The organism is Gemmatimonas aurantiaca T-27, from assembly GCF_000010305.1.
Lineage (GTDB): Bacteria > Gemmatimonadota > Gemmatimonadetes > Gemmatimonadales > Gemmatimonadaceae > Gemmatimonas > Gemmatimonas aurantiaca.
Map to the genome: position 1 here is coordinate 4,063,255 of NC_012489.1, position 12,198 is coordinate 4,075,452.

The 12,198-nt window shown below is 63.5% G+C and carries 12 protein-coding genes; 2 read left to right on the forward strand and 10 right to left on the reverse strand.

Annotation, left to right across the window (positions count from 1 at the left end):
* Positions 1-16: 16 nt before the first annotated feature.
* The 6 genes from GAU_RS17565 to GAU_RS17595 all read right to left on the reverse strand — a co-directional run bounded on the left by GAU_RS17565 (position 17) and on the right by GAU_RS17595 (position 7,159).
* On the reverse strand, positions 17-454 hold the full coding sequence (locus GAU_RS17565; protein WP_015895252.1) for a phage tail protein: 438 nt from the start codon (positions 452-454) through the stop codon (positions 17-19).
* A gap of 62 nt (positions 455-516) precedes the next feature.
* On the reverse strand, positions 517-3,879 hold the full coding sequence (locus GAU_RS21375; protein WP_015895253.1) for a phage tail sheath C-terminal domain-containing protein: 3,363 nt from the start codon (positions 3,877-3,879) through the stop codon (positions 517-519).
* Between the two features lie 99 nt (positions 3,880-3,978).
* Positions 3,979-5,178: a hypothetical protein gene (locus GAU_RS17580; protein ID WP_015895254.1), complete on the reverse strand. Its 1,200-nt coding sequence runs from the start codon at positions 5,176-5,178 to the stop codon at positions 3,979-3,981.
* Complete coding sequence (locus GAU_RS17585) at positions 5,175-5,807, reverse strand: DUF4255 domain-containing protein (RefSeq protein WP_015895255.1); 633 nt, start codon at positions 5,805-5,807, stop codon at positions 5,175-5,177. Before GAU_RS17585 ends, GAU_RS17580 begins: the two co-directional genes overlap by 4 nt.
* Position 5,808: 1 nt before the next feature.
* Positions 5,809-6,186, reverse strand: a complete 378-nt coding sequence (locus GAU_RS17590) for a hypothetical protein (protein ID WP_015895256.1) — start codon at positions 6,184-6,186, stop codon at positions 5,809-5,811.
* 253 nt (positions 6,187-6,439) lie between these two features.
* On the reverse strand, positions 6,440-7,159 hold the full coding sequence (locus GAU_RS17595; RefSeq protein ID WP_015895257.1) for a LuxR C-terminal-related transcriptional regulator: 720 nt from the start codon (positions 7,157-7,159) through the stop codon (positions 6,440-6,442).
* A gap of 252 nt (positions 7,160-7,411) precedes the next feature.
* Between GAU_RS17595 and GAU_RS17600 the strand changes: the two genes are divergently transcribed.
* Together GAU_RS17600 and GAU_RS17605 are read left to right on the forward strand one after the other, a co-directional pair.
* Positions 7,412-7,885 (forward strand): BON domain-containing protein, encoded by a 474-nt coding sequence (locus tag GAU_RS17600; protein ID WP_052574523.1) that lies wholly within the window; start codon positions 7,412-7,414, stop codon positions 7,883-7,885.
* A gap of 31 nt (positions 7,886-7,916) precedes the next feature.
* Complete coding sequence (locus GAU_RS17605; protein WP_015895259.1) at positions 7,917-8,339, forward strand: SH3 domain-containing protein; 423 nt, start codon at positions 7,917-7,919, stop codon at positions 8,337-8,339.
* Positions 8,340-8,387: 48 nt separating this feature from the next.
* Here the strand turns inward: GAU_RS17605 and GAU_RS17610 are convergent, their stop codons facing one another.
* The 4 genes from GAU_RS17610 to GAU_RS21380 form a co-directional block, all read right to left on the reverse strand.
* Positions 8,388-8,789, reverse strand: a complete 402-nt coding sequence (locus tag GAU_RS17610) for a DUF7079 family protein (protein WP_041265664.1) — start codon at positions 8,787-8,789, stop codon at positions 8,388-8,390.
* 17 nt (positions 8,790-8,806) lie between these two features.
* A complete protein-coding gene (locus tag GAU_RS17615; protein WP_015895261.1) occupies positions 8,807-10,618 on the reverse strand; it encodes a CocE/NonD family hydrolase in 1,812 nt (603 codons plus the stop codon).
* Between the two features lie 120 nt (positions 10,619-10,738).
* Positions 10,739-11,164, reverse strand: a complete 426-nt coding sequence (locus GAU_RS17620) for a hypothetical protein (RefSeq protein WP_015895262.1) — start codon at positions 11,162-11,164, stop codon at positions 10,739-10,741.
* 136 nt (positions 11,165-11,300) lie between these two features.
* A complete protein-coding gene (locus tag GAU_RS21380) occupies positions 11,301-12,152 on the reverse strand; it encodes a helix-turn-helix domain-containing protein (protein ID WP_015895263.1) in 852 nt (283 codons plus the stop codon).
* Positions 12,153-12,198 lie beyond the last annotated feature (46 nt).

The following is a 12,198-nucleotide window of genomic DNA, read 5'->3' on the forward strand; positions in this document are numbered from 1 at the left end:
AAGAGTGAGCGCGGCATCAGGCGAGCTCGATCCCTTCGTGCACCAGTTCGCACGACTCGATGGCCACTTCGTTGGCGGTGGCGTTGAATGTCGGCCCTTCGATCTTGTTGATCCAGGCGTTCGACACGTTCCAGCGCATCACTTCGTTGTGTTCTTCGTCCTGCAGGATGATCGAGCCGTCACGCCGTTCGGCCACGCCGTTGGCGATCAGCTTGTACCAGGCCCACAGCTCGCCGTTGACGGTGTAGCCACGCTTGAGGACGATGTTCGTATACTTCCGCATGCCAATCAGCTTGCGCACCGACAACTGCATGTCGGTGCCCTCGCGGTAGTCCACCGAGTCTCCTTCGGCGGTCAGTCCGCTGACCTCACTGAAACTGCCGACGGGCAAGCCGTCGAATTCGACCTTGAAGTTGAAACTGCGAAACGGGTCCGGGCGGTCGGCGGTGGCCATGGTTTTCTCTGCGTAGCAGTGGGTGACGAGACGTCGTGGTGTCGACGGTCAGGACGTGCGAATCAATCGCTCGCGTGCGCGGTCCACAGACCGATGCGCACAATCACGTACTCCGCCGGCTTCACCGGCGCGATGCCCACCAGACAGATGAGCTGCCCGTTGTCGATCTCGGCCTGTGTCATCGTCGTGCGATCGCAGCGCACGAAGAAGGCCTCTTCCACCTTGGTGCCTTCCAGGGCACCATTGCGCCACACCGTGCGCAGGAAGTTGGAGATCGTGCGTACCACGCGGGCCCACAGTGGCTCGGCGTTGGGCTCGAATACCACCCATTGCAGGCCGCGCTCGATCGACTGTTCGATGAAGATCACGAGGCGTCGCACATTCACGTACTTCCAGTCGCTGTCACTGGTGATCACACGCCCACCCCAGGCGCGGATGCCGCGGCTGTTGCTCCGGAAGTCCCGGATCACGTTGATGTTGACGGGATACGGATTCAGGATGTCATGCTCTCCCTTGCTCAGGCTGCGCTGCAACCCGACAATGCCACGCACCACCTCGTTCGCTGGCGCCTTGTGCACACCACGTTCGATGTCGGTACGGGCGTAGACGCCCACCATGTGACCCGCCGGTGGGATCATGTACGGCAACGCCGGGCCGGGCACGGTGGGATACGGCTGCGGAATGAGCAGCCAGGGGTAGTACAGCGCCGCATACTTGGTATCGAACTGTTGCCGCTGCGCCCGCACGTCGGCAATCGCGTCGTGCGGCGCGCGCTGTGAATCGAGCACCGCAAAGCGGAAGCGCATTTCTTCACAATGCGAGATGACGGCGCCCTGCAGCTCCGCCGCCGTGCGACCGGGCACGGCCACGATACTGATCTCCTCGATGTTCTTGAGAGCCTGCAATCCGGTACGATCTCCCGGATCGACAGCATCGGTGCCGATATAGACCGCATCGCTGAGCAGCGCGAGAGAGTCGTTGCCACCCATCAGCGCATGGCGCGCCGCACGCGGCAGACCATTCGGCAACCGGTCGATCAGTGTTTCGGGGCCAAGCCGGATTGCCTCGCGCGGCGCTCCGCTCGCTGCGAGATCCGTCGCCCGTACGTACCACGAGCCTCCATCCGGGCGGCCATCACTCAGCCTCGGATCGCCGTTCACGTCGCCGATGATCGACACGAAGTAGCGCGAGTGCCGCGGATCCATCGACAGATTCGCAAAGACCTCGCGATCCACGGCCGCATCATCGCGCGATGGTACCATGGGATCCGGACGACGCATCAGCAGCACCGACAGGCGGAATTCGCGCGACCGCACTCGCAGTTGCAGGCCCATCCCGAGCGCGTTGGTGTAGGCGGTGTTCTGCGCCCCACTCAATGCGGTGGCCAGCGTAATGCGGTTGTTCGAGCGATTGATCGACGCGACCTTGAGCAATCCGCCAATGATCGTGTCGTCGCCGGCGGGCGCCATCAGCTCGAGTACCGTACCGGGCTCCACCCCTGTTGGGGACGAGAGTCGGATATCGGTTGGACTGTTCACCATCGCCAGTGTGGCTCCCGACACCAAGCCGTTCGGCTCGTCCTCCACGGCGACACGCAGCCGATCGCCCCACCGCCCGGCGTCGATCGCGAAGATACCGATCATCCCGGTGCGCTGTGCAACGTCGGCACCCTGTTCGTGACTGCGGTCGAGTGGCGTGGTGAGTTCCACTTCCATCGGTGAAACGGGCGCCGCCGGTGCCGACAGTTCGTGCAACCAGCGGATCCCCGATGGTGTGGTGACAGCCACGACATCGTTCGCCACAAAGGCGTAGTTCTCCGAGATCATCAAAGCCTCGTCGCCGAGGCCCGCATCGAGCAGGAGCGATGCCGGCTGGCGAATCGCCGACGCAGCGCCCACACGCACCCGCTGCACCGCGACGCCTGATGCATGCGTCAATGCCAACGGCCCAGACAACACCAACGCGCCGGCATTGGGGGGTGCCAATGGGTCGCCGGTCAGTGCCATGATCGTGGCATATTCGACGTTGGGAGTCGTGCCGATGCGCAGCACATCTCCCGTCGCCAGGCCCAGACGGGATGCCAGTGCGATGCTGACGTCTCCGGTGGCCGTGGCCGCCGTGAGCGTGGTCGGCAGCACATCCACAAAGGCGCCGGCGGCCGGCGTGCCGACCAACGCCGCCGTAAAGGTCACCGTCAGTGCCGTCGTGTCGACGGCGCGAATCGTGCGTACTTCGGGCGTCCCGGTCGGATCCACCGACAACTGCTGTCCCGGCGCGAGGCCGGCGACGTCATCGATGGTGATGGTATCTCCCGCGGCCGCCGCCGTGAGCGTACGACGGTCATCAGTGACGGCCACCTCGATGATCGACGAACCGCGCGGGTAGCGATCGTAGGCGCCGCGTGCGAGTGACAACTGATGCAGATCACCGATGCGCCGCACTTCCACATCAGGCGTGCCTGCCTCGAACACCACCAGATGGGTGACGAGCGTGAAGTCGGCGCCGATCGCATCCCCGAAGATGATCGTGTCGCGGGCATTGGCCGCCGCCAGTAGTGTGGTGGCCGTACCACCCGAAACATCGAGTGGTGTGACGGCCGCCGCAGCCGCATAGGCCAGCACCAGCGGAGCATCGAGTGTCACGGTACGCGAGGCACCCGTGCCCGTCACACGTTCGATGCGCCGATGTTCGGCATCGACGGCGGCGCCAAATTCGAGAATCAACCCCGCCACGAGCAACGCCGCCTCCCCGGCCGCACCTTCAGTCAACGTGACGGTCGTCGATCCCGCCGGAATGGCCGTGGCGATGGTGCAGGGCGCGGTGAATGCCGCCAGCGGCGTACGGGCGACATCTGCGATTGCCGAACCGGCATCATGCGCATGTGCGAGGGGATAGGACAGCACGACATGACTGCTGGCGGTCGGGTTCGCGGCCAGCGTGCGGTATTCGCTCTGGCTGCCATTGCCGATGCGAATGCTGTCACCGGACAACAACGCACCGGGCGCCAGGATCGACACCAGCGGCTGATTCACGAGTGTTCCAGAGCCCGCCCGCACGGCGCGCAGCAGTCGTGAAGTCACGGAGGTCGCATCGCCCCGATCGAACAGGCCAAGCTGCGACGCCTGGGCATCATCGCGCAGTACCCGCGTGACGTATACGCGTTTGCCACCGTTGGTGAAGAACCCCTGCACTGCATGCGGCAGATAGCAGTGATATCCGTTGGCGTTCCGGAACTCGACATCGCTGAGCGGTTCCCCGAACCATCGGGTGTACTCACCCTGACTGGTGATGAGAATCGGCACATTCAGTGGCCCGCGCTCGGTCACACCGACCATGCCAGCCGTGCTGGTACTCACCCCTTCGATCGGCTTCGATCCCGTGTCGACTTCTTCGACGTAGACGGCGGGTGACAGGTACTCGGGCATCTCACTCCTCCTGAAGATCGTGCGGCCGAACGGGATAGTGAACGGTGACGGGTGCGGCGGTCGCCGCGCAGGCGGTCTGTACGACGGGAACTGTGCTGGCTAGCTGAATACGAAATCCGCTCGCTGTTCCCGGCGCGGATAGGCCGGTGCGAGCCGTCGTGTGATCGTGGGGTGGGCGCCATGCGTCGCCTGCAGCTCGACGAGCGCAACTCGCGACAGCGGCGGCAGCGACCAGAAGCCGTCTGCATCGCTCGTCGCCGTGTACGTCGTCAGGGCGTGATATTGCGGAACGGACGCACCATCGAAGATCTCCACCAGGCCTGTTGCCAGTGCCGCCACGTTCGAGACCAGCAGTGTTGTATCACCAGCAATGGCATCGAAGGCCAGCGACGTGTTGGCACCAACCACAGCCACATCCGCACGGTGTGCGCTTGCACCGGCCTGGTGCAGGAAAGCCAGCGGATACTCGAGCGTGACCAGAGCCGGCTCGGCCGGTGATGACGAGCCGGTGATCGAGGCGATCACAATGGCTTCACGACGCCATGGATCACCGTTGTCGAGCAGCAGGCGCTGTCCTGCCACAACGGCCACCTGATCAGACAACAGAAGCTCCCGCGTACCAGCCGCTGCGGGGCGCAGCAGGTGCTTGGCATTCGCCACATCAGGCGTCAACGTGACCATACGCAAGGTGGTCGTAGCGGCGTCCTGCCTGTCCCAGAGCGGCGGAAATGCGGCCACCAGTTCGGGAGCCAGCGGCGGCGGCGACAAGGCCTGCGTGGGCGCCAGCCGCCAGATCCCCGAGATCGTCACGACAGCACCGGCGAGGGGCACCGTGGCCGACGCCGTGCGCACCACGGTGCGTCCGGCAAAGAGCACCGGTGTGCGATGCAACAGCAGATCCGGCAATCGGGCCTGGGTGAACTGCGCCGGAAATTGTGGCTGTGGGCCCAGATTCTGTGTGGCGCTCAACGGCAGATAACCGGCTGCCGAAACACGAACCCCAACCTCGTAGGCCACGAGCTGCAGCAACGGCAGGGCACGTGACGGCAAGCCCACCAGACCCACCACCCCGCCACTCGCCGTCCGCGGATTCACGGCGGCACGCGCCTGCGGCGATTCGAACGCGGCGCCGGCCGGCATTGCCGTGATGACTCCCGCCACCGGCTCCAGCGTGAGCTCATCGACCGCTCGGCTTTGCACCAGCGCCGATGTCCGGAGACCGGCGGGGATGGGATCGTCGGGGGCCAGCAGTTGCACCTGACCGTCGATGACAACGGCATAGCGAGTCTCGGCGCTCATGGCGCGCCGTCCGCGACCTTGAGTGCATACTGCGATTCCACACTGCTGACCGGCGTCACCCGTTCGGGTTCACTGCGTGACGTGATCAAAGCCAGCGTGACTTCAAATGAAACAGAGAGTTGGTATTGCGCCTGCAGCGCCGCCCACACGCGCGTGATCTCTTCGAGGGACATGGACTCGAGCCGCACCACCACCTGCCCATCGCTGCCGGTCAATGTGTCGGTCAGGGTCGCACCACGGATGATCGGTGACTGATGTACCATCTGCAGGACTTTGCCCAACAGCTCCTGTTCACGCGCGGCACTGGACTCGGGATTGGCCTGGTCGATCGGTACAAACGGCGTGACCAGATAGTGCAGGCGCATGGGCAGGGGAGCGCGCACCAGTTGGTTCGGGGTCGGACGGCTGGGCGGTACGTTCAGCCGCTGATCGTCGCGCTCGACGCGATAGAGCCACAGCGAGACACCCTGCAGATTGTTTTCGCGCATCTCGCGTGGCGTGTTCAACGAGATCGTCATGGTACCGCCGAGCATGGGATCGAACAGGACCCGGAGATCCGGGTCGTCGGCCATGCCATGCAGGAGGTACGTCTGCAATGTGCGGCTGGTGGCGCGCAAGGCAGTGTGCATCTCAACGAGACCCTTGCACCATCGGTTCGTCCAGCATCGCCCATGCCGCCCGATGCGTACCATCATTGGCGATGATCCGCATCAACTCCGCCGGACTGATGGGCCCAAGTCGACTGCGGGTAGGACGCAATTCCGTCAGGTACCCCATGCCATCCTGCTGCTCGATGAGCAACAGCCTGGCCGTCGGCGTCCGTTCCAACAACACACGTGACACGTCGACGCTGTCGCTGACCGTGATGATGATGTCGGCGTCCCGCATCGCCGGTGCACGCAGAAACGCCTCCACCGTAGCGGCTGACGGCGCGAGCATCTCCACCGACGCGTCTGTTGCGCACGCACGGCGCACCAGATCCTCCATCAGGGCTGGCAACGCAACCATGGCGATCCGCTTCCGCCTCACAGGGAAAGACAGTCCGAGGACATGGCTCACAGTGTGGGCCGCGAACACCGGTGCCCAGAGAGCGGACGATCCCATTTCGATCCTCCAGCGATCCGGTGGCCTGACCCGGATCGCAGGATCCGGATCCAGGACTACACCCTGATGCGGGGACAAAAAAAAACAGCGACGGAACCGTGGTTCCACCGCTGTCAGCCACCGAACGATCGTCCCCTGTCCGCTTACCTCACCGGCCTCACGCCCGGGTATGGTGCGGGAGCTGACCCATGCTGCGCACCCGGGCCGCGGCCTCGATGCGGGTACGAACCCCGAGCTTCTCCAGTATGCGATGCACGTGATTCTTGACAGTGGTCGTCTGAATGTGCAATTCGCCGGCAATCACCTTGTTGGAGCACCCCGTCACCAACAACCCCAGGATGTCCTGTTCGCGGGATGTCAGCGGTGCCACCACGTTGGACATGGCGTTGGTCGCCGACGTCAGCGAGGCCAGCACCGAGAGGCGCCTGAGGAGCATGGCCGCACTGCGGGGAGAGCAGTTCAACTCGCCGCACCGCGCCGCCAGCACGGCATTGGCGATCTCTTCGACGGTGACATCTTCGGTGACAAAACCATCCACGCCGGCCTCGGCACACCGATCGATGTCCCGCTCATGCTCACCCACGGCAAAAGCAACCACGCGTACAACGGACGGCGGCGCCTTGAGCGCACGCAGGAGTTCGAACGCATGCGGGGTATGGATATCCACAAGCACCACGTCGGGAGCGGCAATCGGGGTGATCGCGATCGCGTCTTCAGCCGTTCCGCATTGGCCCACCACATCGATGCGCGCATCGTGGGCCAACTCTGATGCCAGCCCCTCCCGATACAGCCGCACGCCGACCACAAGCAGGACCTTCGTCCGATTGCCCGTATTCGATGTCGGCGCGTTTTTGGATTCCCCAGGCTTCGAAAACACTCTTCAACCGTCGCCGTAAAATGAATGTTCTGCGTTGCCAAATATTCGCGCGTCTGTCGTAGTGCGCTACCGAACACGGCTGCGGATCTTGTTCATTTGTCACAAACATGGCGGTGTATTTTCACCGGATGCCGGCCAACGCCGATATGCATGGGCGCGCTTGCTTTCTTTCACTGCCGCTGAGTGCTTTCACGAAGCTGGCGCGTCACCATCGGCGCGGCCTGCGGTTCACTCTCCAGGGACTATCCATCCATGATCATTTCCACTCGTACGCGCACCATCGCCTCGGCGATCGTGCTCTCGCTCGCCGTTGTGGCGTGCGGTCCGAAAGATGCTGACATCAAGGCCAGTGTCGATGCCGCCATCGCCGGTGTGCCGGGCGTGTCGGTGAACGTGGTGAAGGGCGTCGCGACCATCTCCGGTCAGTACGCTGATTCCGCCGCCAAGGCCTCCACCGAAGCACTGGTGAAGGGCGTGAAAGGCGTCAAGTCGGTGCTGGACAGCGCGACCGTCGCGCCGCCGCCGGTCGTGATCTCGCCCGACGAGATGCTCAAGACCGGTGTCATGGCCGCTCTCGCTGAGTTCTCGACACTGTCTGCCGACGTGATGGACGGTGTGGTGACGTTGACGGGCGAGGTGAAGAGAGCCGATCTGCCGAAGGTGATGCAGGCGTTGTCCGCGCTGCAGCCCAAGAAGATCGAAAACAAAGCCACTGTGAAGAAGTAACGCTCTCCATCTCCCATTCGATCAAGCAGCCATGCCAACACTTCAGGACAAATACGCGGAACTCATCGCGGCGGCCAGCGCCGGCGGGACGACCAATCTGCAGGTGCGTACGCAGGACAACGTGCTGTACATCGACGGCGTCGTACCAACGGGCGAAACGAAAGATCAGCTCTGGAACATCTACGACAAGATCGACCCGGACTTTCGCAGCGCCGACCTGGTGCTGAATCTCGACGTCTCTCCTGCCGCTCCCAGCACCAAGTTCAAAGTCACAACGGAGAGCTCCAACCTGAACATCCGGAAGGGGCCAGGCACGGATCAGCCGATCATCGGCAAGGCCGCGCACCATTCGGAAGTGACGTTGCTCAGCCGATACAACAGCGAGTGGGCGCTGATTCGTTCGGCCAACAACGAAGAAGGGTATTGCTCGCTCAAGTACCTGACCGCGATCTGATACAGACCATGACGGGCTACTCGCAACATCGCGGGTAGCCCGCAGTCGTCAACGCTCCAGACCGCGAAGCGCGACAATCATCGGCGTCAGTCGCGCCCAGTACTCGGCGTTGGCACGCTGCACGAACCATCGCCATCCGAAAAACGCCGCAAGTCGACGTCCGAGCGAGCGACGCTCCACCCGCCGACGGCACGCTGCCTCGAGCCAGTCGGGATCGAATCCACTCCAGGCGCCCGCCACAGCATACCAGTTCAACCACAGTACCGGCGCGACCTCCCAGAGATCGATCTCGCGCAACTCCGCGACACTGTAGGGTGAGCGCGCGAGTTCGCGCGCCATCCAGCCCAACGCGTGGTCATCGTGTTCGGTGTCGAGATACATCTCCGACAACACGTGCCACACGGCGACCCGCTCTTGACCGATGGCCAGGGGAGGCGTTCGTGGATCCATCGTGTTGCCCGGCAGACTTACCGGTTCGGAACGACGGGCAGTTCCAGCCGGGACAACACGCCGGCGCCCCGATGCACGGTCAAGGTTGGTGTCCCATCCGCCGGCACCCGTGCGAGCACACCGTGATCGGCACCGGCAATGGCCAATCGCAGCCGATGACCCGCTTTCACGACCACAGACGTTGGCAGGATTCGAATGCGCACGCGTTCCGGCTGACCGGGTCGCATGGGCGCAGCGTCCTGTTTGTTGAACGAGTGATAGGGTACCACACCATACATCGGGTCACGGGATTCCTTGCGGTGGATGAGCCGTAGACCACCCTCGGTGAGGTATCGACTGCGCCCGGTGGCATCGACATCCTCGAGATAGACCAGGACCGCACCGTCTGCGTGTGTGGAACTCAGAGTCAGCTCGATCGTGGGTGATCCGGCGATATGCATGTCCTGCAGTAACGGTGCCGATGTATACGTGAGCATGCGCGCATCCATCACACCGCGATCGCCGAGTCGGAGCACGGGCCGCCCGAGCTGGGTGGCCCATCGGTTGTTGGCACCCGTGCTCACATCAAAGTCCACCAGATACGGGTCTCGTCCCGCGCGCGTCGGTGCCCGCAGAGCAAGCACGCCACCCGCGTCCAGAAAAAACGGTCTGGTGGTGGTTCCGGCGAGTGGCCATCGCGGTGACGTGCGATACTCCTCGGTGCCCATCGTGTAGTATCGCACCATCGGCCAGTCATTCACCCCGTTGCGGGCACCCTTGAGATGGTGATCGAAGAACTGCAGACGGAGCTGCGCCATCTCCGTTCCGGTGGGGTTGTTCGGCACCCGTGTCGAGTCCACGACATAGGGACTTGCGTGCTCGGCACCGCCATGGGATGACGCCATGATCACGAGTTTCTGCGGATTCCGAAACGCACGGAATCGATCCAATGCCCCTTCGGCACTGCCGGCATCCATCCAGCTCACGAGAATGAGCATGGGCACATTGGATCGTTCGATGGCCGCCTTCCACTCCATCGGCCCCAACTCCGCGAACGACGGTCCACCCGCCATACGATCGTCCCGGAATTCGTTCTGACGCACCCACGCACTGACATCGGGATTACGCGCATGTTCGCGTACGGCCGCCGCCACCATTGCGCCGGTGGTATCGGCATCGACCCGGCGTACGTTGGCGTGCAACACGGCCGCATCATTGCGATCCATTGCGCCCGTGATCTGCCCCCATTCGTCGATGAATGCCGTCACCATGCCGTAGGGTCTCGCGGGGCTGGCATACACATCAAAATCCGACCATCCGGGAATCACCGCCTTCACCGCCGGATGCTCGGTCGCGGCAAGCAACTCCGCCGTGGTGCCACTGTAGGAGGTCCCGTATGCGCCGACGTTACCACTCGACCACGGTTGGCGTGCAACCCAGTCGGCCACGTCCCATCCATCACGTACTTCCTGGGGACTGTATTCAGCGAGCCTCGTCCCGAACGACGCACCACTGCCTCGGGCATCGACCTTCACAACGGCGTAGCCGTTCTCCAGAAAGAGCTGGTCGAGCGTGCTCAGCGAGGGTTGCCGCGCACCTGTGCTCGGGTGCTGGGAGGCGCGCCAGTAGCGAGTGAGCTCCAGGAGCACCGGCACACGAACCCCGGGTGCACGCGCGGTGGGAAGATGCACATCGACGGCGAGCCGTGTGCCATCGCGCGTGGTGATGTACTCCGACGTCGTGACGAATACCGGCGCGGCCTGCGCCATGAGCGACGCAGCAGGAAGCACAGTGAGCGCCAGTCCCAGCGCTACCGCCGTCTTACGCAGAGCCTTCAGAGGATGGAACATCGAGTCAACTCCCGGCTCGGCCACAAGGCCGCGTGGTCCGTATCACTCCCTTCGCTTGGGAGATAATACTCCTTTGCCAGCGGCGCGAATCGTGCGAAGGGCAGGCCGCACACCGACGAACTAGTGGTCAGCGGCTCGCAATGCGGCGATCCATTCGTCACCGCGTGCGCGCATACGCCGAACTTCCTGTATCTGCTCGGATGCAGCGTCGAGGTGGCTGCCACGCAGGTTGGCAGGACGTCCGAAACTGAAGCGGAGCACTGAACGACCTCGCGCGATTTTGAGCCCGCCGCCGAAGTAATACCACGGCACCCACACGCGCACCTCCGTGGTTGGCCAACGAAAAAGCACGGAGGAGGCACCGGACTCGACAGCGGCCGCGAATCCCGGCGCGCCAACGTCATGCTCGAGTGTGCGCAGTTGTCTCGGCCAAGCCGAACCGGTATCTGTGGCGACAAAGGAGAGAGATGAGCCCTGAAGGGCCAACACGCCGGGGATGCTGCTGATGCCGCGCAGCAACCAGACGGGGGTGCGAAGAGAAGGCATTCAAGACCTCGAGGATTCGTTCCTGGCTTCCGATTCACCCTCTACCACCCCGTTGCGCGCTGGTGACCCGGATGAAAACCCGGAGCCAACGCCGATACCGCACGATCCCTGATCGCCGAAATCGACTCGGGCGCGCTCACGCACGATGCAGCGCCCGAAATGTCGATGGTGTCACGCCATAGGCGGCGCGGAATGCGTTGCTGAAATGACTTTGGTGACTGAATCCGCAGGTGAGTGCGATATCACTCAGCGAACGCGCCGAAAAGCGCAGCAACGTCCGCGATTGTTCGAGACGGCGTTTCCGGAGATAGTCAGCTGGATTCACGCCCATGTGTTGACGAAACACGCGCGAAAGATGTACGGGATGCACCCCCGCCACCCGGGCAATCTCGGCGATGCTGCTCGCGCCACTGAGTGAGTCGTCTAGCTGTTCGCGTACCAGGCGCAGCCAGGCCGGCGCACTGCGGTGATGTTCGAGTTCACGCACGGCAATCTGCGACAGCAATTCCAGCGCGAGGGCGTGTCGTGTGATCGGCGCATCTCCGCCGGTTTGCGTACACGCGCGCGACAATCGCAAGCCGGTGGCCATCGCATCGACCGAGTCGAGCACCACCGCGCGTTGCGGCAGCGTGGAGAAGGTCGCGGCTTCGTGCATGATGTCCGATGCCAGGGAGATCGTCATGAACCGCCCGTCGACCACTCGATTGCGTGCTTCGAAACGATCTCGGTGTGTGGTGCCGGCGGGGTTGAAGATCAGTTGTGCCCCCGAACTCACCGGTGGGGCCCCATCGGCGGTGGACACATACAGTCCGTCCAGCACCAGCACAACGTGTGCCTCGTCGTGCGAATGTCGCTCCACGATACGATGAGGGTCGACCCGAAGCAGCGACAGTTCGAGCCCCGGATCACTGCGACGAACATCCTCCCGCCCATAGAAGCTCCCGAAGGGCAGTATAAGGTGTCCGTGGCTGTGGGAAGAAGCGGGCATGGTCAGGAGCGGCGCGTCGGGCGGACTCGGATGTTGCACGGTTGCA